Annotated in this window: 30 protein-coding genes; 13 read left to right on the top strand and 17 right to left on the bottom strand. The window is 70.5% G+C overall.

From position 1 onward, the window contains the following. Positions 1-144 precede the first annotated feature (144 nt). Positions 145-1,161, bottom strand: a complete 1,017-nt coding sequence (locus AQI88_RS18510) for a phosphotransferase (protein ID WP_208615827.1) — start codon at positions 1,159-1,161, stop codon at positions 145-147. A 556-nt stretch (positions 1,162-1,717) separates the two neighbouring features. Here AQI88_RS18510 and pdhA point away from each other — a divergent pair. The 3 genes from pdhA to AQI88_RS18495 are packed head-to-tail and all read left to right on the top strand — an operon-like array spanning position 1,718 to position 5,324. Continuing rightward, positions 1,718-2,929, top strand: a complete 1,212-nt coding sequence (gene pdhA / locus AQI88_RS18505; protein ID WP_067000182.1) for a pyruvate dehydrogenase (acetyl-transferring) E1 component subunit alpha — start codon at positions 1,718-1,720, stop codon at positions 2,927-2,929. A 2-nt stretch (positions 2,930-2,931) separates the two neighbouring features. Next, positions 2,932-3,918, top strand: coding sequence for an alpha-ketoacid dehydrogenase subunit beta (locus tag AQI88_RS18500; RefSeq protein ID WP_067000179.1), 987 nt, complete (start codon positions 2,932-2,934; stop codon positions 3,916-3,918). Positions 3,919-3,929: 11 nt separating this feature from the next. Next, complete coding sequence (locus AQI88_RS18495) at positions 3,930-5,324, top strand: dihydrolipoamide acetyltransferase family protein (RefSeq protein WP_067000176.1); 1,395 nt, start codon at positions 3,930-3,932, stop codon at positions 5,322-5,324. Between the two features lie 80 nt (positions 5,325-5,404). Here AQI88_RS18495 and AQI88_RS18490 read toward each other — a convergent pair whose 3' ends face one another. Next, positions 5,405-6,382 carry a BRO-N domain-containing protein gene (locus AQI88_RS18490; RefSeq protein ID WP_067000173.1) on the bottom strand — a complete coding sequence of 326 codons (978 nt, stop codon included), beginning with the start codon at positions 6,380-6,382 and terminating at the stop codon, positions 5,405-5,407. Between the two features lie 225 nt (positions 6,383-6,607). Between AQI88_RS18490 and AQI88_RS18485 the strand changes: the two genes are divergently transcribed. Next, the gene (locus AQI88_RS18485) at positions 6,608-7,501 is read left to right on the top strand and encodes an alpha/beta fold hydrolase (protein ID WP_067000170.1); all 894 of its coding nucleotides are present in this window, start codon (positions 6,608-6,610) and stop codon (positions 7,499-7,501) included. On the opposite strand, the gene AQI88_RS18480 is transcribed toward AQI88_RS18485, so the two are convergent. The 6 genes from AQI88_RS18480 to AQI88_RS45980 form a co-directional block, all read right to left on the bottom strand. Further along, positions 7,498-7,956 carry a hypothetical protein gene (locus tag AQI88_RS18480; RefSeq protein WP_159050361.1) on the bottom strand — a complete coding sequence of 153 codons (459 nt, stop codon included), beginning with the start codon at positions 7,954-7,956 and terminating at the stop codon, positions 7,498-7,500. The two genes, AQI88_RS18485 and AQI88_RS18480, sit on opposite strands and share 4 nt — an antisense overlap. Beyond that, entirely contained in the window at positions 7,953-8,495 is a 543-nt protein-coding gene (locus AQI88_RS18475; RefSeq protein ID WP_067000164.1) for an RNA polymerase sigma factor, read from the bottom strand. Before AQI88_RS18475 ends, AQI88_RS18480 begins: the two co-directional genes overlap by 4 nt. A gap of 106 nt (positions 8,496-8,601) precedes the next feature. Continuing rightward, positions 8,602-9,075 (bottom strand): hypothetical protein, encoded by a 474-nt coding sequence (locus AQI88_RS18470; RefSeq protein ID WP_067000160.1) that lies wholly within the window; start codon positions 9,073-9,075, stop codon positions 8,602-8,604. A gap of 34 nt (positions 9,076-9,109) precedes the next feature. Next, a complete protein-coding gene (locus tag AQI88_RS18465) occupies positions 9,110-9,799 on the bottom strand; it encodes a contact-dependent growth inhibition system immunity protein (RefSeq protein WP_067000156.1) in 690 nt (229 codons plus the stop codon). Between the two features lie 22 nt (positions 9,800-9,821). After that, entirely contained in the window at positions 9,822-10,130 is a 309-nt protein-coding gene (locus tag AQI88_RS18460) for an RNase A-like domain-containing protein (protein WP_067000153.1), read from the bottom strand. After that, positions 10,127-10,738 (bottom strand): hypothetical protein, encoded by a 612-nt coding sequence (locus AQI88_RS45980; protein ID WP_159050360.1) that lies wholly within the window; start codon positions 10,736-10,738, stop codon positions 10,127-10,129. The genes AQI88_RS18460 and AQI88_RS45980 overlap by 4 nt, the downstream gene beginning before the upstream one ends. A 197-nt stretch (positions 10,739-10,935) precedes the next feature. Here AQI88_RS45980 and AQI88_RS18440 point away from each other — a divergent pair, with 197 nt between their 5' ends. After that, positions 10,936-11,739 carry a DUF6183 family protein gene (locus tag AQI88_RS18440; protein WP_159050359.1) on the top strand — a complete coding sequence of 268 codons (804 nt, stop codon included), beginning with the start codon at positions 10,936-10,938 and terminating at the stop codon, positions 11,737-11,739. Here AQI88_RS18440 and AQI88_RS18435 read toward each other — a convergent pair. Beyond that, positions 11,687-12,196, bottom strand: coding sequence for an ATP-binding protein (locus tag AQI88_RS18435; protein ID WP_317933693.1), 510 nt, complete (start codon positions 12,194-12,196; stop codon positions 11,687-11,689). The two genes, AQI88_RS18440 and AQI88_RS18435, sit on opposite strands and share 53 nt — an antisense overlap. Positions 12,197-12,419: 223 nt before the next feature. Here AQI88_RS18435 and AQI88_RS18430 point away from each other — a divergent pair, with 223 nt between their 5' ends. After that, entirely contained in the window at positions 12,420-13,301 is an 882-nt protein-coding gene (locus AQI88_RS18430) for a helix-turn-helix domain-containing protein (protein ID WP_067000134.1), read from the top strand. Positions 13,302-13,307: 6 nt separating this feature from the next. Further along, complete coding sequence (locus AQI88_RS18425; protein ID WP_067000129.1) at positions 13,308-13,493, top strand: DUF397 domain-containing protein; 186 nt, start codon at positions 13,308-13,310, stop codon at positions 13,491-13,493. On the opposite strand, the gene AQI88_RS18420 is transcribed toward AQI88_RS18425, so the two are convergent. The 3 genes from AQI88_RS18420 to AQI88_RS18410 all read right to left on the bottom strand — a co-directional run bounded on the left by AQI88_RS18420 (position 13,468) and on the right by AQI88_RS18410 (position 15,789). Further along, positions 13,468-14,196, bottom strand: a complete 729-nt coding sequence (locus AQI88_RS18420; RefSeq protein ID WP_317933691.1) for a DUF1648 domain-containing protein — start codon at positions 14,194-14,196, stop codon at positions 13,468-13,470. The genes AQI88_RS18425 and AQI88_RS18420 overlap by 26 nt on opposite strands. A 264-nt stretch (positions 14,197-14,460) precedes the next feature. Further along, entirely contained in the window at positions 14,461-14,805 is a 345-nt protein-coding gene (locus AQI88_RS18415; RefSeq protein WP_067000126.1) for a GntR family transcriptional regulator, read from the bottom strand. Between the two features lie 72 nt (positions 14,806-14,877). Next, positions 14,878-15,789 (bottom strand): D-alanyl-D-alanine carboxypeptidase family protein, encoded by a 912-nt coding sequence (locus tag AQI88_RS18410; protein ID WP_067000124.1) that lies wholly within the window; start codon positions 15,787-15,789, stop codon positions 14,878-14,880. Between the two features lie 190 nt (positions 15,790-15,979). Between AQI88_RS18410 and AQI88_RS18405 the strand changes: the two genes are divergently transcribed. Continuing rightward, the gene (locus tag AQI88_RS18405) at positions 15,980-16,630 is read left to right on the top strand and encodes a GntR family transcriptional regulator (protein WP_067000870.1); all 651 of its coding nucleotides are present in this window, start codon (positions 15,980-15,982) and stop codon (positions 16,628-16,630) included. Then, entirely contained in the window at positions 16,627-17,922 is a 1,296-nt protein-coding gene (locus AQI88_RS18400; protein ID WP_067000121.1) for an MFS transporter, read from the top strand. Before AQI88_RS18405 ends, AQI88_RS18400 begins: the two co-directional genes overlap by 4 nt. 120 nt (positions 17,923-18,042) lie before the next feature. On the opposite strand, the gene AQI88_RS18395 is transcribed toward AQI88_RS18400, so the two are convergent. After that, the gene (locus AQI88_RS18395) at positions 18,043-18,867 is read right to left on the bottom strand and encodes a maleylpyruvate isomerase family mycothiol-dependent enzyme (RefSeq protein WP_067000118.1); all 825 of its coding nucleotides are present in this window, start codon (positions 18,865-18,867) and stop codon (positions 18,043-18,045) included. A gap of 219 nt (positions 18,868-19,086) precedes the next feature. Here AQI88_RS18395 and AQI88_RS18390 point away from each other — a divergent pair, with 219 nt between their 5' ends. Beyond that, complete coding sequence (locus tag AQI88_RS18390) at positions 19,087-19,905, top strand: carbon-nitrogen family hydrolase (protein ID WP_067000115.1); 819 nt, start codon at positions 19,087-19,089, stop codon at positions 19,903-19,905. 29 nt (positions 19,906-19,934) lie between these two features. Here AQI88_RS18390 and AQI88_RS18385 read toward each other — a convergent pair whose 3' ends face one another. Together AQI88_RS18385 and AQI88_RS18380 are read right to left on the bottom strand one after the other, a co-directional pair. After that, positions 19,935-20,429, bottom strand: a complete 495-nt coding sequence (locus tag AQI88_RS18385) for an LURP-one-related/scramblase family protein (protein WP_067000112.1) — start codon at positions 20,427-20,429, stop codon at positions 19,935-19,937. 60 nt (positions 20,430-20,489) lie between these two features. Further along, complete coding sequence (locus AQI88_RS18380) at positions 20,490-21,485, bottom strand: GlxA family transcriptional regulator (RefSeq protein WP_067000110.1); 996 nt, start codon at positions 21,483-21,485, stop codon at positions 20,490-20,492. A gap of 43 nt (positions 21,486-21,528) precedes the next feature. Between AQI88_RS18380 and AQI88_RS18375 the strand changes: the two genes are divergently transcribed. The 3 genes from AQI88_RS18375 (at position 21,529) to AQI88_RS18365 (ending at position 24,792) form a co-directional block, all read left to right on the top strand. Further along, the gene (locus tag AQI88_RS18375; protein ID WP_067000107.1) at positions 21,529-21,924 is read left to right on the top strand and encodes a cupin domain-containing protein; all 396 of its coding nucleotides are present in this window, start codon (positions 21,529-21,531) and stop codon (positions 21,922-21,924) included. Positions 21,925-22,071: 147 nt separating this feature from the next. Continuing rightward, positions 22,072-22,920, top strand: a complete 849-nt coding sequence (locus tag AQI88_RS18370; RefSeq protein WP_067000104.1) for a calcium-binding protein — start codon at positions 22,072-22,074, stop codon at positions 22,918-22,920. A gap of 48 nt (positions 22,921-22,968) precedes the next feature. After that, positions 22,969-24,792, top strand: a complete 1,824-nt coding sequence (locus AQI88_RS18365) for a thioredoxin-like domain-containing protein (RefSeq protein ID WP_067000101.1) — start codon at positions 22,969-22,971, stop codon at positions 24,790-24,792. 25 nt (positions 24,793-24,817) lie between these two features. On the opposite strand, the gene AQI88_RS18360 is transcribed toward AQI88_RS18365, so the two are convergent. Continuing rightward, a complete protein-coding gene (locus tag AQI88_RS18360) occupies positions 24,818-25,069 on the bottom strand; it encodes a DUF6458 family protein (RefSeq protein WP_067000097.1) in 252 nt (83 codons plus the stop codon). 95 nt (positions 25,070-25,164) lie between these two features. Continuing rightward, positions 25,165-26,466, bottom strand: coding sequence for a M18 family aminopeptidase (locus AQI88_RS18355; RefSeq protein WP_067000093.1), 1,302 nt, complete (start codon positions 26,464-26,466; stop codon positions 25,165-25,167). Positions 26,467-26,557 lie beyond the last annotated feature (91 nt).

The following is a 26,557-nucleotide window of genomic DNA, read 5'->3' as shown; positions in this document are numbered from 1 at the left end:
ATCATGCCGGGCTCGCGGGGTCTGGCACCGCGCCTCGCCGCGTTGTCGTCGGTTGCCATGGCTCCGCCATGACGCCCTCCTCCGCCTTGCGATGCACGGCACCAGACCCCGCTCCCTGATCCGGCCTGATCCAAACGAAAGACCCTAGGTGACAAAGGTGTCGCACACCGCGTCGTACTCCCGCGTCCACCACACCGCGAGTGCCGAGGCGGCCGGGAACTGGCAGTCCGCGCGGGTGTCGCCGCGCTCGTAGTGCCAGCGCAGCATCCAGAAGTCGTTCAGACGCTCCCACCACACCCGGTGCACGGCCGCGGCCAGCTCCGAGGGCGTGGCCCCGGCCGCGCGCCGGTACGCGCGCGCGTACCGGCGCACCTTGGGCAGGTCGAGCGTGCCCGCGGGCCGTACGAAGAAGATCGCGGCGGCGCGTACGGCCTCCTCGGCGCGGGGCTGTACGCCGAGCCGGTCCCAGTCGACGATGGCGGCCGGGGCATCGCCCTTGTAGAGCAGGTTGAACGGGTGGAAGTCGCCGTGCACCCAGCCCACCGAGCCGCCGCGCGGCGGGCGCCGGGCCGTGTGCTGCTCCAGCAGGGCGCGGCGCTCCAGGAGCCGGTGGCGGGCCAGTTCGTCGAAGGCGTCGGCGGGGCGGTGACGGCGCACCCGGGCGAGCAGATGGTCGATGAGGGCGAACGTGGCGGCCGGATCGGCGCTCTCCACGGGATGCGGGCTCGTGGCCGGGCGCGTGCGCCCCTTGGGGGGCATCACGCGCTCCAGACAGGCGTGCACGGCGCCCAGGAGCGCTCCGAGGCGTGCACTCTCCCCGCGGGTGAGCTGGCCGCCGTGGCGGTGTCGGCCGTCGATCCACGGGTGCAGGGCGTAGGCGTGGCCGCCGACGACGGCGACCGTACGGCCCCCGCGGTGCGCGAGCGGAGGGGCGACCGGGACGCCGAGGTCGGCCAGCCGCTGGGTGGCCCGGTGCCGGCGCTCGATGGCGGCCGGGTCGGCGGTGTCCGGGTCGAAGTGGTGCTTGAGGAAGTAGCGGCCGCGCGTGGTGCTCAGCCGGTAGCCGCGGTTGAGGAGGCCCTGGTCGACCGGTTCGCAGGTGAGGGCGCTACCGGCGGCGTACAGGCGCAGCAGGGCGCCCAGAGGGGGCGCGTGGGACACGAGGGTTGGTACACATGAGCGCGGCACGCGCCAGATGTTAGGGCACGTAAAGGGCCCGTGAGCTGGGGCTTGTCACAGGCAGTCGCTGGCGGTCGCTTTCGGTCACGTGGTGCACGGTGGCGAACTCGGGATGGACGGTCACGCAGCCGCAGAACCTGTCCGGAGGTGCCGCGTGGCCGGAATGCGTACGGCATATCGAGCAGAAATACCCGGACTTTTCCGTCTTCGCGTACGAGGTCAGTGTCACACGACGGGTCTTCCCGTGTCCGGGGTCGGCGGGATAACGTGCCGTAGCTCCGGCCTCCTGCAAGGCTGTGACCAGCGGCCTTCGAGGTCCTGCGGATTTACTTGGAAATCCAAGCAAAAACGCAGGTCAGAAGGGGTTTCACAGAAATGTGAAGCACTGGGTAACGTAAAAGTTGCAGGGCGCTCGCCGGGGCACCTGTCACGCCTGTTCCCGGCCGAGTGGCACCCACCCCGTGCCCGGTGGTCGACAACAGGTGAGCCGCACTGGCCTACCGGCAACCCCGGGGGCCGGAACGACGGAGGAGCACACGTGACCGTGGACAGCAGTGCCGCGCGCAAGCCGCGACGCAGCGCCGCAGGCAAGGCCGGCACCACCGGCAGCAGTGCCGGTACCACCGGCACCAAGCGCACCACCCGCACCACCAAGAAGAGCACCGACCCGGAACTCGTGCAGCTCCTGACGCCCGAGGGTAAGCGGGTCAAGAACGCCGAGTACGACGGTTACGTCGCCGGGATCACCCCCGATGACCTGCGCGCTCTGTACCGCGACATGGTGCTCACCCGCCGCTTCGACGCCGAGGCCACCGCCCTGCAGCGCCAGGGCGAGCTGGGCCTGTGGGCCTCGCTGCTCGGCCAGGAGGCCGCCCAGATCGGCTCCGGCCGGGCCCTGCGCGACGACGACTACGTCTTCCCGACCTACCGCGAGCACGGCGTCGCCTGGTGCCGCGGGGTCGACCCGACCAACCTGCTCGGGATGTTCCGCGGTGTGAACAACGGCGGCTGGGACCCCAACAGCAACAACTTCCACCTGTACACGATCGTCATCGGCTCCCAGACGCTGCACGCCACCGGCTATGCCATGGGCGTGACCAAGGACGGCGCGGACTCGGCCGTCATCGCCTACTTCGGCGACGGCGCCTCCAGCCAGGGCGACGTGGCGGAGGCGTTCACCTTCTCCGCGGTCTACAACGCCCCCGTGGTGTTCTTCTGCCAGAACAACCAGTGGGCGATCTCCGAGCCCACCGAGAAGCAGAGCCGCGTACCGCTCTACCAGCGGGCCCAGGGCTTCGGCTTCCCGGGCGTGCGCGTGGACGGCAACGACGTGCTCGCCTGCCTTGCGGTCACCAAGTGGGCGCTGGAGCGCGCCCGCAACGGCGAGGGCCCGACCCTGGTCGAGGCCTACACCTACCGCATGGGTGCCCACACCACCTCCGACGACCCCACCCGCTACCGGGGCGACGAGGAGCGGCTGGCCTGGGAGGCGAAGGACCCGATCCTGCGCCTTCGCCGGTTCCTGGAGGCTTCAAACCACGCGGACGACGGATTCTTCGCGGAACTCGAGACCGAGTCCGAGGCGTTGGGCAGGCGAGTGCGCGAAGCGGTCCGTGCCATGCCGGACCCGGACCACTTCGCCATCTTCGAGAACGTGTACGCGGACGGGCACGCGCTCGTCGACGAGGAGCGAGCCCAGTTCGCCGCCTACCAGGCGTCGTTCGCGGACGCAGAGGCAGAGGGGGTCTGATCATGGCAGCCGAGACCAAGACCATGGCGCTGGCCAAGGCGATCAACGAGTCGCTGCGCCGCGCCCTGGAGACGGACCCCAAGGTCCTCGTCATGGGCGAGGACGTCGGCAAGCTCGGCGGTGTCTTCCGGGTCACCGACGGCCTGCAGAAGGACTTCGGCGAGAGCCGCGTCATCGACACCCCCCTCGCGGAATCGGGCATCGTCGGCACGGCGATCGGCCTCGCGCTGCGCGGCTACCGCCCGGTGGTGGAGATCCAGTTCGACGGCTTCGTCTTCCCGGCGTACGACCAGATCGTCACGCAGCTCGCGAAGATGCACGCCCGCGCCCTGGGCAAGGTCAAGATGCCGGTCGTCATCCGCATCCCCTACGGCGGCGGCATCGGCGCGGTCGAGCACCACTCGGAGTCCCCCGAGGCGCTGTTCGCGCACGTGTCCGGCCTGAAGGTCGTCAGCCCCTCCAACGCGTCGGACGCCTACTGGATGATGCAGCAGGCCATCCAGAGCGACGACCCGGTGATCTACTTCGAGCCCAAGCGGCGCTACTGGGACAAGGGCGAGGTCAGCACCGACGCCATCCCCGGCCCGCTGCACAAGGCGCGCGTCGTCCGTGAGGGCACGGACCTCACCCTGGCCGCCTACGGCCCGATGGTGAAGCTGTGCCAGGAGGTCGCGGACGCGGCCGCCGAGGAGGGCAAGTCTCTCGAGGTGCTCGACCTGCGCTCGGTCAGCCCGCTCGACTTCGACTCGATCCAGGCCTCGGTGGAGAAGACCCGCCGCCTGGTCGTCGTCCACGAGGCGCCGGTGTTCTTCGGCTCCGGTGCGGAGATCGCCGCCCGGATCACGGAGCGCTGCTTCTACCACCTGGAGGCCCCGGTGCTCCGGGTCGGCGGCTACCACGCCCCGTACCCGCCGGCGCGCCTGGAGGAGGAGTACCTGCCGGGTCTGGACCGGGTGCTCGACGCCGTCGACCGTGCCCTGGCGTACTGAGGAGAGGGTTCGTGACGACGATGACGGAAGCTTCCGTACGCGAGTTCAAGATGCCCGACGTGGGCGAGGGACTCACCGAGGCCGAGATCCTCAAGTGGTACGTCCAGCCGGGTGACACGGTCACCGACGGCCAGGTGGTGTGCGAGGTCGAGACCGCCAAGGCGGCCGTCGAACTCCCCATCCCCTACGACGGCGTGGTCCGCGAGCTGCGTTTCCCCGAGGGCACCACGGTGGACGTGGGTACGGCCATCATCGCGGTGGACGTGGCGGGCGGTGCACCGGCCGAGGCCCCCGCCGAGCAGCCGAAGGCGGAGCCGAAGGAGCAGGCGGAGCCCAAGCCGCAGGCCCGCCAGCCGGTCCTGGTCGGCTACGGCGTGGCGACCTCCTCCACCAAGCGCCGCCCGCGCAAGGGCCCCGGGATCACCGTCCCGGCGGCAGCCCAGGCGATCCAGACCGAGCTGAACGGCCACGGCGCGCCCGCAGCCCCGGCCCAGTCCCGCCCGCTGGCCAAGCCGCCGGTGCGCAAGCTGGCGAAGGACCTCGGCGTCGACCTCGCCACGATCACACCGTCCGGCCCGGACGGCGTGATCACCCGCGAGGACGTCCACGCGGCGGCGGCCCCGAAGGCGGCCGAGGCCGCCGCGCCGGTCGTGGAGACCCCCGCCACCGCCCCGGTTCCCGCACCCGTCGTGGCCTACGACGGCGCCCGCGAGACCCGTATCCCGGTCAAGGGCGTCCGCAAGGCCACCGCCCAGGCCATGATCGGCTCGGCGTTCACGGCCCCGCATGTCACGGAGTTCGTGACGGTGGACGTGACGCGCACGATGAAGCTGGTCGAGGAGCTCAAGCAGGACAAGGAGTTCCAGGGCCTGCGGGTGAACCCGCTGCTCCTGATCGCCAAGGCCCTGCTGGTCGCCATCAAGCGCAACCCGGACATCAACGCGTCCTGGGACGAGGCGAACCAGGAGATCGTGCTCAAGCACTACGTCAACCTGGGCATCGCGGCGGCCACCCCCCGTGGCCTGATCGTCCCGAACATCAAGGACGCACACGCCAAGACGCTCCCGCAACTGGCCTCCGCCCTCGGCGAGCTGGTGACGACGGCGAGGGACGGCAAGACGTCCCCCGCCGCCATGCAGGGCGGCACGGTGACCATCACCAACGTCGGCGTCTTCGGCGTCGACACCGGCACGCCGATCCTCAACCCCGGCGAGTCCGCGATCCTCGCGGTCGGCGCGATCAAGCTCCAGCCGTGGGTCCACAAGGGCAAGGTGAAGCCCCGCCAGGTCACCACGTTGGCGCTGAGCTTCGATCACCGGTTGGTCGACGGGGAGCTGGGCTCCAAGGTGCTCGCCGATGTCGCGGCCATCCTGGAGCAGCCGAAGCGGTTGATCACCTGGGCCTGACGGCCCTCGGCAGGTAGCCTCTGAGGCCTGAAGGGGGCGGCCGCAACTTCGTCTTGCGGCCGCCCCCTCTCTCAGGACGCTCAGGGCTGGTTGAGCACGTACACCGGCGCACCGTCCTCCGCAGCTCCCCGCGAGCGGATGCAGGTGTGCTTGTGCAGCAGGCGGAGACATTCGTTGACGCGGCGCACCGACAGACCCGTACGGGCCGCGATCGCTTCGAGCGGCTCGCGCAGCTCGCCCTCCTCGACGAGAACCGGGGCGATGACGACGGCCACCGTCCACACGTCCTCCGTCACGGACAACCGCTGCCGCCAGTCGGCCAGCACGGACTCCGTGGTGGGCAGCACCGTGAGGTGGCCGCGGGGCGCGCGGCGTTCGAGGACGAGGGCGTCGAGCCGGTCCGCGATGCGCTCCATCGCCCGGACCATGGCCTGCTGCACGGCGAGCGTGGACTTCTGCGTGGCCAGCGTCTCCTTTTGCAGGGTGATGGATTCGCGTTGCAGGACGATCGATTCGCGCTGCCCGTTCGCCAGCTCCTCGTCCAGCCGAAGGTTGTGCGCCTCAAGCCGGACGATGGCCTCGGCGACCTGCTCCGGCATGGCGTACGCGATGGGGGCACCCGGGTCGGCGGGCTGAACCTCGGCCTCTTCGAGAGAGTAAGAGCCCTCCCTCTGGACCGTCTCGATGACCTCGGCGGCCCACTGCTTGAAGGGGGCGCAGGCAGCCTTTGTACAGGCCTGGACCAGGAGGATCAGGCCCTGGAGATCGATGAGATTCATGTCTCGGCGCCACTCCCGACCTGCGGGAATGCTGAGACCGTAAGCTCCAGTTACGGTCTCAAGACACTCTCGGTGCGCTTCGGGAACATGATCGGCGAGAGCCTGTCGAGAGTTGCTGTGCCCGAGTTCCTTGCAGACATCCACCGCCGGAAACCAATGAGTCCCGTCCGGCATCGTCAGCCGTCGTACCCGGGCTCCGGTCGCCGCGTACACGAAGTCGCTGATGTCGATCGCCTCGTGCCGCTCGGCCGAGTCGGATCGCTTATGGGGTTCGTTCATCTGAACCACCTCCTCCGCGGAACGTAGAGCGAAGGAAAGCGCATATGCCAACTCGCCCTGGAATGTTCACCATTGCGAGGGAAGATCACCGATTTGGCTGGACTGCTCTCAACTCCCGTATGCCGAGCGCAGGAAAAATCCGGGGAACCTTTCGCCCCGTCCCCGACTCCTGACCCGGCGATGCGGACCCGACGGGGGACCGCGCCGGCCCGGAAGGGGTCATGCATGGCACCGCAGCAGAACACCGAACGGCCGATGCCCGAGGACGTACACGCCGCGCACCACTGGCTGGACGTCCGGGACACGCGCCTGCACATCGCCGAGTACGGCGCCGGCCAACCCGTGCTGATGCTGCACGGTTTCCCGCAGCACTGGTACGCCTGGCACCGGGTCGCCGCCCTGCTTTCGCCGGAGGGGTACCGGCTCCTCTGCCCGGATCTGCGCGGCTTCGGCTGGTCCGGGCAGACCGCACGCGGGTACGACATGGACGCCCTCGCCGAGGACGCCCTCGCGCTGCTCGACGCGCTCGGGCTGGAGCGGGTGGGTCTGGTCGGGCACGACTGGGGTGCCCACCTGGGGTTCCGGCTGTGCCTGCGGGCGCCGGAACGGTTCACCGGGTATCTCGCGCTCAACATGTCCCACCCCTGGCCCCGGCACCGGGCCGTCCTGCCGAACCTGTGGCGGCTGTGGTACACCGCGTTCGTCGAATACCCGGTGCTCGGGCGGGCCGTCCTGCGGCACTGGCCCGGCTTCACCCGCTTCCTGCTGCGCCACCAGGTCGCGGACCCCACCGTGTGGCCGGACGCCGAGCTCGCCGAGTACGCGGCCGCGACCTCCGCGAGCGCGTCCGCCGCGCAGTCCCTGTTCTGGAGTTACGTCCTCAACGACATCCCCGCGCTGGTCCGCGGCACCTGGAAGCGGCACCGGCTGACCGTGCCCACGCTGCTGCTCGGCGGGGAGCGGGATGTTGTGGTGCGGCCGTCGCTGTTCGCCGGCGCGGAGCCGTACGCCGACGCGCTGACCGTGCGGATGGTGCCGGGCGCCGGGCACCATCTGCCGCAGGAGCGGCCCGAGGAGGTGGCCCGGAGCCTGCGGACGTTCCTCGGCGGCAGGCGCTAGCGCAGCCGCGCCCGCTCGGTGACCCGGCCCACGAACGCCCGGCCGCGCCGGCCGCCGAGCAGGTGGCCGTAGAGCCACTGGACCGGTCGCAGGGCGGTGGGGCGGGTCGCGCCGAGGACCGCGAAGCGGGTTCCGCCGTCCTCCGGTACGGCCGCCATGCCGCCCACGATCAACCGGGACTGCATGAGGCACCAGCCGGGGGCGAGACGTACCTCGAAGTCCTCGCGCAGGCCCGAGCGGGCCACGGCCCGCGCCTGTTTGCGGTCCGCGTCGCCCGCCGGGACCTGGAACGCGTGCAGGAACGGCACCAGATGGGGCAGCTCGGCCGAGAGGTCGGCGGCGACGGCCCACACCCGCTCGTAGGGCAGGGGGATGCGCTCCTCGCGGTACATCCCGGCGTGCAGGCCGGCTGCCAGCACGCGCAGACGTCGTACGGGATCGGGGTCGTTGCTCATCGCGACCATGCCTTCCGGAACGAGGAACGGGCCCGGTGCAGCCGGGACTTGACGGTGCCCGTGGGGACCCCGAGCAGTTCGGCCACGGCGGCCTCGTCCAGACCCTCCAACTCGCGCAGGACCAGGACCGCCCGGTGCTGCACCGGGAGCCGGGCGAGTACGTCCCGGACGTCTGAGGGCAGCTCCCCGTCGGTACCGGGCCGCAGTTCCCCGAGCCGGGCCAGGTCGGCGGGATCGGCCGGTTCCTCGACCGCGGTGCGCCGCGCGACGCGTACCGCCTCGCGGACCGTGACGGTGCGCACCCAGCCGTAGAAGGCGAGCGGATCGCGCAGGGTGCGCAGGCCCTTGAAGACCGCCAGCAGTGAGTCCTGTACGGCGTCGGGCACGTCGTGCGGGGCGATCGGGCGGCACAGCCAGGTCACGTACGGCGTCACCAGCGTCAGCAGCTCGTCCATGGCCAGGGCGTCCCCGCCCTGCGCGGCCCGGACCAGCGCGGCGGCCGTCTCCCATGGTTCGGCACTGTCCCCCTGGATGTCCATGTCGGGATTACCTTACGGCGCCTGTGACAGCGCTCGGGATCAGGCTGCGGTACTGCCACCTGGGCGTGAGCCGAGCGGTCCACGCACTCGACGCCGGGTGCGTGGCTCAGTCCTCGCCGACCTGGATCAGTGCGACGAAGCGGGTGCCGTCGGTGCCGGCGACGAACATGTCGAAGGTGCAGGCGGAGACGCCGGTCCAGCAGCTTTCGAGTTCCGGGTCGAGATTGGACCACCACCGGGCGTCAGGCCCGAGGAGCTGCGCCACACGACGCGCGACGGTGTCCGCTTCGGCCCGCTCCATGAAGCGGGCCCCGGGCCACACAAGGCACTCGGTGGCCAGCCGGCCCATGAGGTCCGCCGCTCTTTCCGCGGTGAAGGGCTCCAGGGCGGCCTCGACCTGCTGGGCGGAGGCCGGGCCCGCCGGGTCGGAGGCGTACTGCTGCCAGTCCTTCCAGACCTGCCGGAGGAGGACATGCACCTCAGCCGCGACGGCGGCCCGGACCCCTCTCGCGCCACCGGTCGTCGACGGGAGCCGCCCAGAGCGGACGTACACGCGTTGCCGGTGGGCCAGGCGCTTCATCAGCGTTGACAACTCATCACGGGAGACCGGCACTTCAGCTCGCTGAGGCGGACGGGCCGTAGTCGGCACGTGGCGTGGCAAGCTGCTCGGCGACCCGCGCCAGCCAGCCGCTCGGCGAGTACGGCGCCGGTGCGTCGACCTCCATGCCCAGCTCGGCGACGGCGAGAGCGTAGTCGGACTCGTCCAGGTCCAGGACGAGCAGCTCATGAAGCTCTCCGGCGAGACGGGCGACGAGCTGGGGGTCGGTGGTGGCCCGGTAGTCGTCGACGGCGGCATCGTGATCAGTGAACTCGTCCGGCATGTCCTGCGAGAACCAACCGCCGAGGAACTGCCCCAACTCCGGGAAGCGGGCGTGCCATTCCCAGTGGGTGGCGGGGGTGGCCGGGGGCGGTACCGCGCCGGTCTCGAGGCTGTGTTTGATGTGGTCGGCGAGGCAGAACAGCCACTGCTGGATCTCGTCCTGCGGCAGGCCGACATCGGGAAGGGCGTAGAACTCGCCGAGGCGCAGCCTGAGTCGGCCCGGTGGGTTGTCGGCGTACTCGCGCAGCTGCCGCTCGGCGGTGGCGAGGGCCCAGGGGCGGGTGTGCCAGGTGTGACGGAGGTAGGCGGTCAGGGCCTGGCTGGGCGCGTCCGGGGTGTCGTCGGCCGGCTGCCCGGTGTAGGCGCGCATGACCTGGTCGAGCTCGCCGTAGCGACGGTCGTGTTCAAGAGGGCTCAGGGGCACGGTGGTCAGCCTCTACGGGTCGCTATAGATAGATCGGGAACGTGGCGTGGACGGCGAAGCCGTGCGGGCGGGACGGGTCCCGCCTGAGGACGACCCTGCCTGCCGTCACGTCGACGGGGTCCTGTCCTGCCAACAACATGGCTTGGAGCAGGACCCGACCGACGGGGTCGGAACGGGAGGGCCACGACGCCTCGATGGTCAGCCGGGAGCGTGTCGACTGGGCCAGCCACCTGTGGATGGCCTGCTCGTTGGCGGTGACAACCTGCTGGGTGGCCCATTGCGCGGTTTCGCGGTCGGGGTAGGAGGCGGAGCGGGTCGGATATGCGGTCATGAGTGCTCTTGCTGCATGTGGTCGTTGACGGTGGCGACGAGTTCTTGTAGTCGGATGCGAGTGGCCCAGGACAGTCGCTCTGCGAGCGCATCCGGACCCGGGAAGAGAACGAGCGCCCGCTGCGCCTCGGTGGCGTAGGCGGCGGCGCGTTCGTGACAGTACGGGTGCTCATCCGTCACGGCAGAGCGCACCACTGCCGCAAAATCCTTGTCTCCTTCATCCATGAGAATCACATCGAGCCCGAATAGATAGGGAAAAGTCTGCAAGAACTCCCAGCCGGCCATGGGAAGCTCCCAATACTCCGGTGGCGGCTGGCGGTCATGGATACGGACGATTTCGGCGAGTGTGCGCAGGTAGTCTGGCGACTCCATGCCACCGCATGCTCGTTTCATTCTGTCCTGGAAATGCGAAGGAAGTGATTCTGCTTCGAAGGCTTCGATGTGGTTGGCGATGGCCTCCAGGACTCCGGTGGCCGAGTATACGGAACAGTTCCATTGCGCGATCTTGTCGCTATTGACGACCCGAATGTATCGCTGTATCTCGTTGTCCAGCGACAAATTTCCGCTGGATTCCTGGACCGCAATGGCGATGTCCAGGAGTCGAATCACAGGGCCCTCGGAGAGCAGTGAGGGAGGGATCGGCTGCACAGTGAACTACCTCTCTCAAGGCCCCTTGTGGGGCATGGCGGTAAGGGCGATGAACGGAGGATTCATGCCCTTCTTGTAGATCAGGCGGACCTGGACCATACGTCGTCAACGAGTGCAGTCCGCGTCTGCTCGCTTCTCTCATAGCCGAGGCGCAGCCCTTGGAGGACGCCCTGTATGTCCTCCGGGACGGCGGCGACGAGAACCAGGAACTGCGTGCCTGCCTCTTCCACGAGCTGCTGCTGCGCGGAGTCGACTCCGAGAAGCTGCTGCCACCTCACGGGTTCCGTCCCGAGCCTGCGTGGCACGCCCTTGCGTGGCTGCCCGACCGGCTCGCGGACATGGAGCACGGAGCCGGCTTCCCCAGGCGGTCCTATCGAGGCGAAGCGGGCGGCTCCCACTACAGGCTACTGACAGCGCCGATCCGGGTCGATCCGAGCGCGCGCAGGGCAGCCGCCGGCTACTCGCTGCGCGACGCGACATCGCCTCACACGGTCGAATCGATCGGCGGGCCACCCGAGATCGGTGGCTGGGGCGCGTACGAGGCGCGGGAGTTCGTCGCGGATCAGCCCATTCCCCGCGACGATGTCCTTGCCGTCCTGACGACGTTGCCGCTGGACTGCGTGAAGGGACTTGGCGACAACGACAGGTTCGAGGGAGAACCGTGCTCCCTCGACACCGTCTGGCAGACGTTGTATGCGACTGTGTCGAGCGGTGGCATGTACACCTTGGGCGCGTTCGGGGCGTATGGGCGACTGTCGGCATGGGGCGCCCTCGCGGGATTGTGCGGTGCCGAGCGCTCCGCAGGTGCCCAGGAGGTCGAACGCCAGGCCCGAGCCTGTGCCTGGTACCGCTTCGAGGCCGACTCGGAGTGGTTCCACAACGAGATGGACGACTATGGCATCGCCGCCCTCACCCCGGACGGCCGTCGCCTCGCTGTCCTTGCCGCCACGGATACGGACTGACGCCGGTAGGCGCCGCGTCGGCATCTCCCGGCATGTCCAACTCCGCCCACACCGACTTGCCCACCGTCAGCTTCTCCACGGCCCACCGGTGGGCGAGGGTGCGGACGATGAGCAGGCCTCGGCCGAACTGGTCGTCGGGGCCGGAGGTGCGGGGGTCGGGGAGGCGTTCTCCCCTCGGGTCGGTGACGGCGACCCGAAGCGCGTTGCCGGTCAGGGACGTCTCCACGCGGAACAGGCGGCCCCGGACGCATCCGTGCAGCACCGCGTTGGTGCACAACTCGCTTGCCAGCAGGGCGGCGTCGCCTGCGGCGCCGGAGTAGTCCCAGCTGACGGCCAGTTGAGCGACGTGTCTGCGGGCGAGGGGGATGTTGCTGGGGTACGGGGTGTACGTCACAGCGTCGTAGCGGTCGTAGCCCTTGGGGTGGGGAGGGGGAGGGCAGGAGTCGGTCACAGGCACGCATCTCCTTGTGTGATGTGGGGGCAGTTGGGGTGGCTCCGCCGTGTGGGCAGCACGGTGCGCTTCCGCCAACTGGTGTCGCTGGGTGGGCGATTGAGTACTGACGGTAGCGGTGCAAACTCAGGCCAGCAAGCGGTTCGGACAGAAGGATTAATGGCCCTAGAGTTGTGGCTGATCGCGCCGGAGCCTCAAACTGGGGCAGCTCATCGGGAGGGAGCGCGATATGGCAGGCAGAGACCCCAACCGTGGGAAGACGATCACAACTGTTCTGGGGCGCAGGCTCGGTGGGGAGCTGCTGCGGATGCGGGAGTTGCGTTCTCTCCTCCAGACGCATGCCGCCGAGGCGCTCACGGCGTCAACCGCGAAGGTCGCGAAGATGGAGCGTGGCCAGGTGCCGTTGCGTGACCCTGATGTCCGCGCGTTGTGCCATCTGTATGGCGAGACCGATGAGACGGTGATCGAAAAGCTGCTTGCGCTGGCGAAGGCTGACCGAGACCGGCGCAAGGTTCAGGGATGGTGGCACCAGTACCCCCAGCTGAAGGCGCAGATGGAATACGTGGCCCTGGAAGACATCGCCACGGAACTCCGTACCTGGCAACTCGCCTTCGTGCCTGGCCTCTTGCAGACGCCCGACTACACCCGTGCCCTCGCGATGGGCAACGGCGTCTGGGAGGATCCCGGCGCGATCGAGTCCTTTGTCGAGGCGAGGATGGCTCGTCAGGCGCGGTTGACCGGTGAGCGTCCGTTGTCACTGTGGGCGATGCTGCATGAGGGAGTGCTGCGCCAGTTGGTCGGCGGACGGGACGTGATGCGTGTCCAGTTGGAGCACCTTCTTGACGCGGCTCAACTTCCCAACGTGCACTTGCAGGTGGTCCCGTTCAGCGCGGGCGCCCATCCCGGTATGACCAGCGCGTTCACCGTCGTCTCGTTCACCGAGCCGGGAGCCTTGGATCTCGTGCAGGCGGATACCTTCTCGACGCAGGTCTGGCTGGAGAGCGAGACTGATGCCGCACACCACAACGCGCTCTTCGACCGCATCGCACGCGTGGGCTTGGCGCAGAACGACTCCCTCACATTCATCGACAACTTCCGCAAGGAGATGTAAACCGACGTGTCCGAGTTCGAGTTCACGAAGTCGACGTACAGCAGCGGTGAGCCCCATGGCGAGTGTGTCGAGGTCGCCCGCAACATCCCCGGCACCGTCGCCGTCCGTGACTCCAAGGACGCCGACGGCCCCGTACTCCGGCTCACCCCCACCACGTGGGCGGCGTTCACCGGGGCGCTGTCAGCGCGTTGAGCAGTGCGGCGCCGCGCTCCGCGTCGTCCACGCTCACGGCGAATTCGCCCCGCCTCCCCCGGATCCGGACGACCAGGCATTCCCCGGCACGCAGCATGACCGTGGTGCCGAGGCCGCTGAGGCGGTAGCCCCAGCCGCCGACCTGCGCGGGCGTACGGTGCTCGGCGCGCGCGGACTCGATGTCGGCGGGCGCCCAGCGCCGTACCGGCCGGCCGAGCGGACCGAAGGACACCTCCAGGCCTCGTTCCGACACGCGCGCCTGCACCGAGGAGCAGGCGGTCAGGGCGAGGGAGACGAAGGCGAAGGGGGCGAACAGGGCCCACAGCTGCCCGGTTCCGGCGAGACCCGCGACGACGGCGACAAGCGTGGTCACGGCCACCAGGCCGGTCGCGGCGGCCAGCAGTTGGAACCACAGGTTCGTGGCGCGGGAGAACCACACCAGGCGCTGCCCTTCGGGTATCTCCACCATCGGTTCACGGTCGTCCCGCCCGGCGGCCGGGGCGTTCTTCCGCCGACGCGAACTCACCAGCCATCCGCCGACGCCGGCGGCCATGGCGATGGCGAGCGAGGCGACGATCCAGACGGTCGGCTGCCGTGCCTTATGCCAGTCCGCGCGGTCGAGATTGGCCCGTACGATCGAGGCCTGGGCGCCCGTGATGGCAATGCCGCTCGTCAGGAGTCCGGCCGTCGTCCACGGGAGCATCCCGGTGCCGGCCGCCGCGGTACGCCGCTGTATCAGGAGCAGCGTCAGCGCGAGCGCCGGCCATGATCGCGGCCGGGAAGAGGGAGGCGGCCCAGAGGGGCATCGAGCCGTCGGGTCGGCCCGCCGGCCCACCCCAGTGGGTCGCCACGCGGTGCGGAAGCCGGTCGCTCACGGTCCACGGCAGCCCCGCGATCACTGCTGTGGTGCCTCCTGCCCACACCGCGGCCGCCCGGCGCGCCCCGCAGCCGAGCCTCTTCCGTTCGTTCAGGGCATCCCCCTGATCATTTCTATGAGATCGGCCCGGCTGTAGCCCAGGCGTGCCGCCCCGGTCACCAGCTCGTGCACGCGGATCTGCAGCCCGGAGCGTTGGCCGGCGCTCTCGGCCACGGTCACCCCACGGCCCCTGCGGAACTCCAGCAGTCCCTCGTCCCTGAGGCCGCGCAGGCCGCGCAGGACGGTGTTGACATTGACGTCCAGCGCCTCGGAGAGTTCGCGTGCGGACGGCAGACGGTCGCCCGGGCGGCACTCTCCCTCGGCGATGGCCCGCCGGATGGCGCCCGCCACCTGCTCGTGCAGGGGCCGGGCACAGAAGACCGATTCCAGGCACAGAAACGGATGCCGGGCACAGAAAAACGGGCCCGTCGTGTCTCACGGCGGGCCCGTTGTGCGGGTGACCCCAGGTCAGCCGAGCTTGGCGAAGCCGTAGTTGAGGAGCTTCGTGGCGTCCGCGGCGCGCTGGGCGTACGAGGTGGAGGCCAGGACCGTGCCGATGACGGTCTTGCCGTTGCGGGTGGCGGCGAAGACGAGGCAGGCGCCGGCCTCGGGGCCGGAGCCGGTCTTCACACCGATGGCGCCGCTGTAACTGCTGAGCAGCGTGTTGGTGTTGTCCCACGTCGGCATGATCCGGGTGCCGCCGGTCTTGGTGATCGTCTTCGCGGTGTACGACTTCGTCTTGACGATCGTGCGGAACGTGGAGTTCTTCATCGCGCTGCTGGCGATCTTCGTCAGGTCGCGCGGCGTGGAGTAGTTGTTGCCGTTGCCGATGCCGTCGAACGAGTCGAAGTGGGTGCTCGTGCTCTTCAGGCCGAGGTTCTTGGCGGCGGTGTTCATCTTCCCGATGAAGTTCGCCACGCGCTTGGCCATGGTGTCGCCGCTGCCGTACTTGTCGGCGAGCGCGTAGGCGGCGTCGCAGCCGGACGGCAGCATCAGGCCGTACAGCAGCTGGCGGACGGTGACCTTGTCGCCGACGATCAGGTGCGCCTGGGAGGCGTTGTTCCTGACGACGTAGTCGCTGTACTCCTTCTTGATCGTCACCTTGGCGTCGAGGTTGAGGTTCGACTGGGCGAGCACGACCTTGGCGGTCATGATCTTGGTGGTGGAGCCGGTGGACCGCTTGTAGTCCATCGCCTTGTTGTACAGCGTGGAGCCGTTCGCGTTGTTCATCACGTAGCCGCCCTTGGCCACGATCGAGGGCGTCGTGACGGCCTGCGCGGGCGCCGCGGTGAGGGCCCCGGTGGCGAGCAGCGCGCCGGAGGTGACGGCGACGGCGGTTGCTCTGCGGAAGCGGCGGGTGCCCTTAATACCGGTAATCAAGTGAGATACCCCGATTATGTTGAATGCCCCTACTGTGCGGCCGAGTTGAGGTGGCAAGGGGGAGTGGGGCCGCACGTGTGTGACACGTAAGTAGCACAGAAGGTTGCGTGGCCGCTGCGTGAGATCTCCGTCACGTCCGCATCCTGGACGCCCCTGCCCCTTGCGTACGTGTTGTATCTATCCTGTGGGCATGGCCACGCCCACCAAGCAACCACCCGCCGCCGACCGCGTCTACACCCACGTCAAGCAGGGCGTCCTCGACCGCCGCTACGAGGGTGGGACCCTGCTCACCGAGGGCGAGCTGGCCGAGGCCGTCGGGGTCTCGCGCACGCCTGTCCGCGAGGCGCTGCTCAGACTGGAGGTGGAGGGCCTGATCAGGCTCTACCCGAAGAAGGGCGCCCTGGTCCTGCCGGTCTCCGCGCAGGAGATCGCCGACGTGGTGGAGACCCGGCTGCTGGTGGAGGAGCACGCGGCCCGCAAGGCCGTACCGGCCCCTGCGGGGCTCCTGGAGCGGCTGGCCGAGCTGCTGGAGCGGCAGAAGGCCGAGGCCGCGGCCGGTGACCTGGCCGCCGCGGCGAAGACCGACCGCTGTTTCCACGCCGAGATCGTCCGCAGCGGCGGCAACGAGATCCTGTCCCGCCTGTACGACCAACTGCGCGACCGTCAGCTGCGGATGGGCGTCGCCGTCATGCACTCGCACCCCGACCGGATCGCCAAGACGCTCGCCGAGCACGAGGAGATCCTGGCCGCGCTGCGGGCCGGGGACGCGGAGGCAGCCGTCGGGATCGTGCACCGGCACGTGAGCTGGTTCTCGCACCTGGCCCGGGGTGAGGTGCGATGAACAACGCCACCCTGCCGGGTGATGCTCCGGGCGGCCGCCGTGCCGTCGCGGTGTGGTCCATCGGCGTCTCGGTCTACTTCGTCGCCGTCATCTTCCGAACGTCCCTGGGTGTGGCCGGTCTGGACGCGGCCGACCGCTTCCACGTGGGCGCCTCGGCCCTGTCGACCTTCTCGATCCTCCAGCTGCTGGTCTACGCGGGCATGCAGATACCCGTGGGACTGCTGGTCGACCGGCTCGGCACCAGGAAGGTGCTGAGCATCGGCGCGGTGCTGTTCACGGCGGGCCAGCTCGGCTTCGCCTTCTCGCCCTCCTACGGCACGGCGCTCGCCTCGCGCGCGCTGCTCGGGTGCGGCGACGCGATGACCTTCATCAGCGTGCTGCGCCTCGGCACGCGCTGGTTCCCTGCCCGGCGCGGGCCGCTGGTCGCCCAGCTCGCGGGCCTGGCCGGCATGGCGGGCAACCTGGTCTCCACGCTGGTCCTGGCCCGGCTGCTGCACGGCGTCGGCTGGACCCGGGCGTTCGCGGGCAGCGCGCTGGCCGGTGCGGTCGTCCTCGTGCTGACGCTGCTGTTCCTGAAGGACCACCCCGAGGGGCACGAGCCCGAGCCGTCCCCGCACCAGGGCGCGGCCTACGTCCGCCGGCAGATCACGGCGTCCTGGCGGGAGCCGGGCACCCGGCTCGGCCTTTGGGTGCACTTCACCACCCAGTTCCCGGCGATGGTGTTCCTGCTGCTGTGGGGCCTGCCGTTCCTCGTCCAGGCACAGGGGCTCAGCCGCGCCACGGCCGGTGAGCTGCTGACACTCGTCGTCCTGTCCAACATGGTGATCGGCCTGGTCTACGGCCAGATCGTCGCCCGGCACCACGCCGCCCGGCTGCCGCTGGCCCTCGGCACGGTCGCGGCGACGGCGACCCTGTGGGCGCTCACCCTCGCCTGGCCCGGTGACCGCGCCCCGACAGGGCTGCTGGTGGCCCTGTGCGCGGTGCTCGGTGCCTGCGGGCCGGCCTCGATGCTCGGCTTCGACTTCGCCCGCCCCGCCAACCCGCCCGAGCGACAGGGCACCGCGTCCGGCATCACCAACATGGGTGGCTTCGTCGCCTCGATGACGACGCTCTTCGCGATCGGCGTGCTGCTGGACGCCACCGGCGACGACTACACGGTGGCCTTCTCGGCCGTGTTCGTCCTCCAGGCGCTGGGGGTGAGCCAGATCCTGCGGCTGCGCGGGCGGGCGGCCCGGCGGGAGCGGGAACGGCTGGTGGCGAGCCGGGTGGAGACGGTGCACGTGCCGGCGTGAGCCGGCATCAACTCGCCCCAGCCCCAGCCCCAGCCGCAGCCCCAGCCGCAGCCGATGTCCACAAGGCCGCCAGGCGCCGGACCAGCCCGGTCGCACGGGCCTCGGAGAGGGGGGCCGGGTCTACGGCGTCACTGCGAAGTTGCGCAGGATCGCCGCCGCCAGATCCAGGTCGCCCTCCGTCTTCACCCGGTCCGCCACCGCCTCCGGGGTCACGCGGCCGCAGGCCAGGCGGACGTAGGTCTCCCAGTCGAGGGTCAGGGTGGCGGCGGGGCCGAGCGCGGGGGCGGTCTCCAGGGTGCCGCGGCCCTGGATGTCGACGCGGATGGTGCGCAGGAACTCGATCGGTCCGTGCACGTCGAAGACGATCGCCGAACTGCGTGGCGCGTCCGCGTCCTTGGCGACCACCTTGGGCAGTGCGGACAGCAGGACGTCGCGGACGATGTGCGCGCCCGGCGAGTCGAGGTTGCCGGGGTGGCCGAGGGCCGTGCGCAGGTCCTGCTCGTGCACCCACACGTCGAAGGCCCGGGTCCGCATCGCCTGTTCGAGGGTGACCTCGGTGCTCAGTGCGCCGCGGACCTTGGTGCCGGGGTCGCGGGACTCGTTGCGCAGCTGGCGGTTGCGGCGGATGACCGTGTACTCCAGCTCGGACGTCATCTCCGGAGCCGTGTGGTGGCGGCGGACGTCGACCTGCATCTCCATGTAGCGCTGGTGCTCGTTGGTGACGTGGAAGAGGTCGCGGGGCAGCGTGTGGATGGGGCGCGGGTCGCCGAGCATCTCGCAGTCCAGGCCGATGACGTGCGAGACCACGTCACGGACCGACCAGCCCGGGCATGGCGTCCGCCGGTTCCACTCGCCCTCCACGAGCGAGCCCACCAACTCGGATATCGCTTCGATGGAGTGGGTCCAGGCGTCGGCGTAGGGCTGGAGGGTGGGATGCAGACTCACGGAACGGGACCCCTCGGCGGTTCGGTACACGGGCAGGTTGTGGCGGCGTTGCCAGCGGGAGGTGGCTGCACTCGGCGGCGTCTCGGGACTCCCCCGATTCTCGGCTTCGCTCGAACCGGGGGGACCCCCAAGTTACGCTGCTCTGAGGCACCCCGGCAGTGCTTTCGTGTGACGATCGTAGGCCCGTGTGGACAACTCGAATGCCAGGACGGTGGTAGTGTGCGCGCCTCGCTGATCCAGATTGCCGTAGACGAGGGCGAATCGGTTGCCTCCCGACGGCAGCGGGTGGCCGCGCTGGTGCGGGAGCAGGCCGGGGCCGACCTCGTGGTCCTGCCCGAGCTGTGGACCACCGGCGCCTTCGCCTACGAGGAGTTCGGCCCCGAGGCCGAGCCGCTCGAAGGCCCGACGTACGAGGCGATGGCCAAGGCGGCGAGCGACGCGGGCGTGTGGCTGCACGCGGGCTCCATCCCGGAGCGGACTGCATCCGACAGCGGCTCCGCCGCGGGTGACGGCCCCCTCTACAACACCTCTCTCCTCTTCTCCCCCTCCGGTGATCTGGCCGCGGCCTACCGCAAGATCCATCGCTTCGGTTTCGACCAGGGCGAGGCCGTGCTGATGAGCGCCGGGCGGGACCTGGTGACGGTCCGGCTGCCCGGGACCACGCTCGGCGTGGCCACCTGCTACGACCTCCGTTTCCCCGAACTCTTCCGTGGACTGGTCGACGCCGGCGCCGAGACCCTGGTGATCCCGGCGGGCTGGCCCGAGCGGCGACGTGCGCACTGGACGCTGCTGGCTCAGGCGCGGGCGGTGGAGAACCAGGCGTTCGTGCTCGCATGTGGAACGGCCGGGACACACGCCGGAGTTCCGCAGGCGGGTCACTCGATCGTGGTGGATCCGTGGGGCGAGGTGCTCGCCGAGGCGGGCGCCGGCGAGGAGGTCCTCACGGTCGACTTCGACCCGGCGAAGGTGGCGGCGACCCGTGAGCAGTTCCCGGCCCTGAAGGACCGGATGCTGGGCCTGGAGCCACCACGGCGCTGACCGAAGCCGTGGTGACGCCCTGGCCTCCTCTAGTCATCCTCCCGCTCCTTCTGCGCCAGGTGGATCACGCACACGGTCACCGCGATCAGCAGCGCCGGGTCCGCGTCCTCGCGCACGATGTCGACGCCGTACGTGTCCCGGATGTGCAGCCGGCGGCGGGAGATCACCGCGAGGAGTTCACCGTCGTACTCGATGGCGAACTCGTGGTCGAGGATCTTGCCGCTGACGTCCAGCTCGGTGCCGTCGACCAGGGACACCCGGTAGTGGTTGCGCAGCAGGGAGAGCCGTTTGCGCTTGATGGTGGCCAGGCCCTCGCCGTCCCGTTCGATCACCATGGTGTCGCGCAGGGCGAACATCTTCTGGTGGATGTCGACCAGGACGCGTCCCTGGGTGTCCTTCAGCTCGAAGGTGTCGCGCAGCCGCATCGCCTTGCCGTCGACGAGGAACACCTTCCGGCCGTGCTCGTCCTCGATCCAGTAGTCGTCACCGATGCCGAGGAGCCGGTCGCGTACGAGGAATCTCATGCGGATACCGTTCCCCGGCAGGACCTGATCATCACAGAGCCGGACGAAGGGCCGGACTCCTCAGCGCCCGGCGTCCCCTGACTCCAGGACGCCGGCCGTCGGCCCGAAACGCCTGCGGTAGTCCGACGGGCTGAGCCCCGTCTCGCGCCGCAGCCGCGCCCGCAGGTTGGCCGCCGTACCCAGACCGCTGCGCGCCGCCACGACGTCCAGCCGCTCCTCTCCCCGCTCGATCAGCCGGCAGGCGAGCGCGACGCGCTCCCCGGTGAGCCAGGCCAGCGGAGTCGTACCCAGCTGGGAGCGGAAACGGCGGTGCAGGGTGGCGGGGGAGACGGCCGCGCGGGCGGCCAGGCCGGCGACGGTCAGCGGCTCGCCGAGCCGTTCCTGCGCCCAGGCCAGCAGCGGACCGAGCGACTCGTCGGGGACCGTGGGCAGCGGACGTTCCACGAACTGCCGTTGGCCGCCGTCCCGGTGCAGGCCGAAGACCAGGCGCCGGGAGACGTGGCCCGCGATCTCGGCGCCGTGGTCCCGGCGCACGAGGTGCAGGCCCAGGTCGAGCGCGGAGGCGCTGCCGGAGGCCGTGAGGATGTCGCCGTCGTCCACGAAGAGCACGTCCGGCTCCAGGCGCACCCGGGGGAAGCGGGCCCGGAAGGCCTCGGCCCACATCCAGTGGCAGGCCGCCCGGCGCCCGTCCAGCAGCCCCGCCTCCGCGAGGGTGAACGCGCCCGAGCAGAAGCCGACCAACCGGGCGCCACGCGCGTGGGCCCGGCGTACGGCGTCCAGGACGCGCTCCGCGCGCGGGACCTCGGTGTCGGGCCGGTTCGGCACGATCAGCGTGTCCGCCTGCTCGGCGGCCTCCAGCCCGGCCACCCCGGTGAGCGTGAAGAAGCCGTCCCGCATCCGGGTCTGCGGATCGGCCGCGCACAGCCGGAAGTCGTACAGGTCCCGCCCCAGTTCGGGCCGCGACAGCCCGAAGATCTCGATGGCGCAGCTCATCTCGAAGGGGTTCGAGTTCTCGTCGACGACGAGGACGACGCGGTGAGAGGATCCTTGCGGCATATGCGATTTCTAGCACTCGTCGGCCGGTCCGGCACCCCCGACGATGGAACGCATGGAACCGATCTCCCTGGACATGGCCCTCGCCTCCTTCGCCGAGCAGTGGAGCCCCCGCATCGTCACCACCGTCAACGACTACGACGTACGCGTGGCGAAGGTGGAGGGCGAACACCTCTGGCACGTGCACGACCACACCGACGAGTTCTTCCTGGTCCTGGGGGGTGAGCTGCACATCGCTCTCCGCGAGCCGGCCGGCGAGCGCACGGTCGTGCTTCCCAAGGGCTCGGTGTTCACCGTCCCGCGCGGCACCGAACACAAGCCGTACGCGCGCGTGCCCACCGAAATCCTGGTGATCGAGCCCACCGGTACGTCGACGGTGGGCGACCGGCATGACGAGGTGCCGGACCACGTGGACGCGACGGCCGGGCACGCCCTCACCTGACCGAGCCCCGCAATCCACCCGGCCGAGGGGTGTCCGGCAGCTGAACTTCCCGTGCCGGTAAGGAAGTTGCCCAACCAAACAGGCGGACCCCGAGTCGGACCTTGCGGAAGTCGCACGGCTTCGCACGTTCCTCTCGGAGGTTTCGCCATGCCCTCTCGTCCCGCCCGCCGCCGGGTGATACACGCCGTCTCGGCGGCGACGCTGGCCCTGGCCGTCCCGTTCACGGTGGCCGGCACCGCCGACGCCGCCACGGCGCCGGCCACCGCCGCGGTCAACCAGTACGGCTGGCAGCTCACCTACAAGGCCGCCCCCGGCCAGGCCGACAAGGCCACCGTGACCGCGTCGCTCACCGCGGACCGCACGGGCATCACCTACGTGATCGACGACGTCGTCCCGATCGGCGCGGGCCACGGCTGCGCGCACCCCGACAGCGCGGACCGCACGAAGGTCTCCTGCACGGTCACCGACGTGGACAGCCAGGACCCGTATGCCGCCCTGGTGATGGACCTCGGCGACCGCGACGACACGGTGGCGTACAAGAACGCCACCGACCAGGTCTACTTCTACGCCGAGATCTCGCTGGGCCCCGGCAACGACAAGGCGACCGACTCCGGCCGTCTCGACGGCGCCTACGTATCGGGCGACGCCGGCGACGACACCCTCACGGTGGGCGCGGAGGGGCTTGCCTGGGGCGGCGACGGCAACGACACGGTCCACGCGAGCGGCGGCGACAACATCGTGCAGGGCGGCAGGGGCGACGACGTGCTGCACGGCGGCGCCGGCGCCCAGTACCTGTCCGGCGACGACGGCAACGACACCGTCTACGGCGGAGCCGACGCCGACTCGCTGTACGGGGGCAAGGGCGACGATGTCCTGTACGGCAACGGCGGCAACGACAAGCTGTACGGCAACAGCGGGAACGACAGGCTGTACGGCGGGCCCGGCCGGGACACGCTCTCCGGCGGACCCGGCAGGAACGTGGTCCACCCGGACTGAGGGCGGGCGCCGGGCCGGTTGTCGGTGCCGGGTGGCACGCTTGGAGCCATGACCGACTCCGCACCCCGACGCGCCCGCGTCCGCGCCCCCGAACTGATCGGCAAGGGTGGCTGGCTGAACACGGGAGACACGCAGTACACCCTGGCCGACCTGCGCGGACGCATCGTCGTCCTGGACTTCTGGACCTTCTGCTGCATCAACTGTCTGCACGTCCTGGACGAGCTGCGCGAGCTGGAGGAGAAGCACCGGGACACGGTGGTGGTCATCGGCGTGCACTCGCCGAAGTTCGTGCACGAGGCCGAGCACCAGGCGGTCGTGGACGCGGTGGAGCGGTACGGCGTGCAGCACCCCGTGCTGGACGACCCGGAGCTGGCCACCTGGAAGCAGTACGCGGTCCGGGCCTGGCCGACCCTCGTCGTCATCGACCCCGAGGGCTACGTGGTCGCCCAGCACGCCGGTGAGGGTCATGCGCACGCCATCGAGCGGCTGGTCGAGGAGCTGGAGGCCGAGCACGCCGCGAAGGGCACCCTGCGCCGCGGCGACGGCCCCTATGTGCCGCCGGAGCCCGAGCCGACGGTGCTGCGCTTCCCTGGCAAGGCGCTGCTGCTGCCCGGCGGGACCTTCCTGGTCAGCGACACCACCCGGCACCAGTTGGTGGAGCTGGCCGAGGACGCCGAGACGGTCGTACGGCGCATCGGCAGCGGTATGCGTGCCTTCGCCGACGGCGGCCCCGAGGAGGCCTCCTTCAGCGAGCCGCAGGGCCTCGCCCTGTCCGAGGACGGTACGGCGGTGATCGTCGCCGACACCGTCAACCACGCCCTGCGCCGCCTGGACCTCGCCACCGGCGAGGTGACCACCCTGGCCGGCACCGGCAGGCAGTGGTGGCAGGGGTCCCCGACGTCCGGCCCGGCCCGCGAGGTGGACCTCTCCTCCCCCTGGGACGTGGCGGTCTTCGGCGGCCGGGTGTGGATCGCCATGGCGGGCGTCCACCAGCTGTGGACGTACGATCCCGCCGCCCGGACCGTCGCCGTGGCGGCGGGCACCACCAACGAGGGCCTGGTGGACGGCCCCGGCGCCGAGGCCTGGTTCGCGCAGCCCTCCGGGCTCGCGGCCACCGCCGACCGGCTCTGGCTCGCCGACTCCGAGACCTCCGCGCTGCGCTGGGTGGACCCGGACGGACACGTCCACACCGCCGTCGGTACCGGCCTGTTCGACTTCGGTCACCGGGACGGCGCGGCCGGGCAGGCCCTGTTCCAGCACCCGCTCGGTGTCACCGCCCTCCCGGACGGCTCGGTCGCGGTCGCCGACACCTACAACCACGCCCTGCGCCGCTACGACCCCGCCACCGGCGAGGTCAGCACCCTCGCCACCGATCTGCGCGAGCCCAGCGGAGCGGTCCTCGCCGGTGAGGACATCGTGGTCGTGGAGTCGGCCCGGCACCGTCTGACCCGGTTGCGGCTGCCCGAGGAGGCGGTCCGCGTGGAGGCGGTCGCCCACCGCACCCGGCGCGCCGCGACCGAGGTCGCCCCCGGCCGCCTCCGGCTGGACGTGATCTTCCAGGCCCCCGCGGGCCAGAAGCTGGACACCCGATACGGCCCCTCGACCCGCCTGCTGGTCTCCTCGACCCCGCCCGAGCTGCTGCTGGGGGGCGAGGGAGCGGACACGGACCTGTCACGCGAGCTGGAGCTGAACCCTGCGGTCGCGGAGGGCGTCCTGCACGTCTCGGCGATGGCGGCGTCCTGCGACGACGATCCGGCGAACGAATACCCCGCGTGCCATGTCCACCAGCAGGACTGGGGGGTGCCGGTGCGCCTCACGGAGGGCGGGACGGACCGGCTGCCGCTCGTCCTGGCGGGAATGGACGAGCAGTAGCCGCGCCACCGGCGGTCGGGGAGCCTCAGACGCCGTAGCCGTCGGTGCAGCCGTCGCCGCGGTGAGGGTGGTGGGGTTCCTCGTCGACCACGTGCGTCGGCGGGACCACGACCCGCCGGCGCCCTGCGATGCTGCTGAACGTGGCGGTGCCGATGAGCCCGACGGCCATCAGGATGACGCCGACGACGTGGAGATCGACCCCTTGCATGTGCCAGTCGGTCGCGAACGTGAGGATGGCTCCTACGGCGATGAGGATGATGCATCCGCCGAGGCCCATGAGTCGTCGCCTCCCCTTTCGGTTCCGGAATCTCCGGTCCGTCCGGGTACCCGGCGCCGCCCCGGTCATGTCCGGGGCGGGCCCTTGACGGGGACTCAGCCCTCCAGGAACGCCGTCAGCGCGTTCGCCAGCAGGAACGGGTCGTCCGCGCCGCACAGTTCGCGCACGCTGTGCATCGACAGGATCGCCACTCCGATGTCCACGGTCCGGATGCCGTGCCGGGCCGCGGTGATCGGGCCGATGGTGGTGCCGCAGGGCATGGAGTTGTTGGAGACGAAGGACTGGAAGGGGACGCCCGCCTTCTCGCAGGCGGCGGCGAACACCGCGCGGCCCGAACCGTCCGTGGCGTAGCGGTTGTTGACGTTGACCTTGAGGATCGGGCCGCCGTTGACCCGCGGGTGGTGCGTCGGGTCGTGCCGCTCCGCGTAGTTGGGGTGGACGGCGTGGCCCGTGTCGGAGGACAGGCAGACCGTGCCGGCGAAGGCGCGGGCCCGGTCCTCGTACGACCCGCCGCGCGCGAACGCCGAGCGCTCCAGCACCGTGCCGAGCAGCGGGCCGTCCGCGCCGGTGTCCGACTGCGAGCCGTTCTCCTCGTGGTCGAAGGCGGCCAGCACGGGGATGCGGGTGAGCGCGGCGCCGGAGGTCGCGGCGGCGGCCAGGGCGGCCGCGCCCGCGTGCACCGACAGCAGGTTGTCCATCCGGGGCCCGGCGACCAGCTCCCGGTCCCGGCCCAGGTATGCGGGCGCCTCCACCGGGTGCGTCATCAGGTCCCAGCCGGTCACCGAGCCCGCCGCCAGCCCCGCCTCCGCCTCCAGGAACGCGATCAGGTCGCCGTCACGCAGGTCGTTGCCGAGGCCCCACACCGGCTGCAGATGGCGCTGCTTGTCGAGCTTGAGGCCCTCCGAGGACACCGTGCGGTCCAGGTGGATGGCGAGCTGGGGCACCCGCAGCAGCGGCCGGTCCACGTTGACGAGGACCGTGGAGCCGTCGCGCAGGGTCAGCCGGCCGGCCAGGCCCAGGTCCCGGTCGAGCCAGGAGTTCAGCAGCGGGCCGCCGTAGATCTCCACCGCGACCTGCCGCCAGCCGTGCGCCCCGGTGTCCGGCTGCGGCTTGACGCGCAGGCTCGGTGAGTCGGTGTGCGCGCCGATGACGTGGAAGGGGGTGTGCGCAGCGGCGCCCTCGGGGACGTACCAGGCCACGATCGCCCCGCCGCGCAGCACGTACCGGCCGCCGCTCGACCCGTCCCAGGCGTCCGTCTCGGCGACTTGCCTGAAGCCCGCCTTCTCCAGCCGCTCGGCGGTGTTCGCCACGGCGTGGTACGGCGTCGGGCTCGCCGCCAGAAAGGACATCAGGTCGTCGGTGTGGCCGCGGTCGAAGCGGGCAGCGGGTGCGCTCATGGTGTTCACCTTAACGACGTGCGAGGGCCCGCTCCCTCGGTAACGGGAGCGGGCCCAGGCAGGAAGCAACGGACGCGGTCGCGGACTAGAA

The sequence above is a fragment of the Streptomyces cellostaticus genome, assembly GCF_001513965.1.
Classification (GTDB): Bacteria; Actinomycetota; Actinomycetes; order Streptomycetales; family Streptomycetaceae; genus Streptomyces; species Streptomyces cellostaticus.
This window is presented reverse-complemented; position numbering and strand designations above follow the sequence as displayed.

Bases quoted from the DNA above. Each gene is read 5' to 3' on its own strand.
- AQI88_RS18405 (WP_067000870.1), top strand. From the start codon at position 15,980: ATGGCCACGCCCACCAAGCAACCACCCGCCGCCGACCGCGTCTACACC.
- AQI88_RS18470 (WP_067000160.1), bottom strand. From the start codon at position 9,075: ATGAAGCGCCTGGCCCACCGGCAACGCGTGTACGTCCGCTCTGGGCGG.
- AQI88_RS18480 (WP_159050361.1), bottom strand. From the start codon at position 7,956: ATGAGCAACGACCCCGATCCCGTACGACGTCTGCGCGTGCTGGCAGCC.
- AQI88_RS18355 (WP_067000093.1), bottom strand. From the start codon at position 26,466: ATGAGCGCACCCGCTGCCCGCTTCGACCGCGGCCACACCGACGACCTG.
- AQI88_RS18490 (WP_067000173.1), bottom strand. From the start codon at position 6,382: ATGAACGAACCCCATAAGCGATCCGACTCGGCCGAGCGGCACGAGGCG.
- AQI88_RS18400 (WP_067000121.1), top strand. From the start codon at position 16,627: ATGAACAACGCCACCCTGCCGGGTGATGCTCCGGGCGGCCGCCGTGCC.
- AQI88_RS18420 (WP_317933691.1), bottom strand. From the start codon at position 14,196: ATGCTCCCGTGGACGACGGCCGGACTCCTGACGAGCGGCATTGCCATC.
- AQI88_RS18375 (WP_067000107.1), top strand. From the start codon at position 21,529: ATGGAACGCATGGAACCGATCTCCCTGGACATGGCCCTCGCCTCCTTC.
- AQI88_RS18365 (WP_067000101.1), top strand. From the start codon at position 22,969: ATGACCGACTCCGCACCCCGACGCGCCCGCGTCCGCGCCCCCGAACTG.
- AQI88_RS18475 (WP_067000164.1), bottom strand. From the start codon at position 8,495: ATGGACATCCAGGGGGACAGTGCCGAACCATGGGAGACGGCCGCCGCG.
- AQI88_RS18500 (WP_067000179.1), top strand. From the start codon at position 2,932: ATGGCAGCCGAGACCAAGACCATGGCGCTGGCCAAGGCGATCAACGAG.
- AQI88_RS18430 (WP_067000134.1), top strand. From the start codon at position 12,420: ATGGCAGGCAGAGACCCCAACCGTGGGAAGACGATCACAACTGTTCTG.
- AQI88_RS18385 (WP_067000112.1), bottom strand. From the start codon at position 20,429: ATGAGATTCCTCGTACGCGACCGGCTCCTCGGCATCGGTGACGACTAC.
- AQI88_RS18370 (WP_067000104.1), top strand. From the start codon at position 22,072: ATGCCCTCTCGTCCCGCCCGCCGCCGGGTGATACACGCCGTCTCGGCG.
- AQI88_RS18460 (WP_067000153.1), bottom strand. From the start codon at position 10,130: ATGACCGCATATCCGACCCGCTCCGCCTCCTACCCCGACCGCGAAACC.
- AQI88_RS18485 (WP_067000170.1), top strand. From the start codon at position 6,608: ATGGCACCGCAGCAGAACACCGAACGGCCGATGCCCGAGGACGTACAC.
- AQI88_RS18380 (WP_067000110.1), bottom strand. From the start codon at position 21,485: ATGCCGCAAGGATCCTCTCACCGCGTCGTCCTCGTCGTCGACGAGAAC.
- AQI88_RS18360 (WP_067000097.1), bottom strand. From the start codon at position 25,069: ATGGGCCTCGGCGGATGCATCATCCTCATCGCCGTAGGAGCCATCCTC.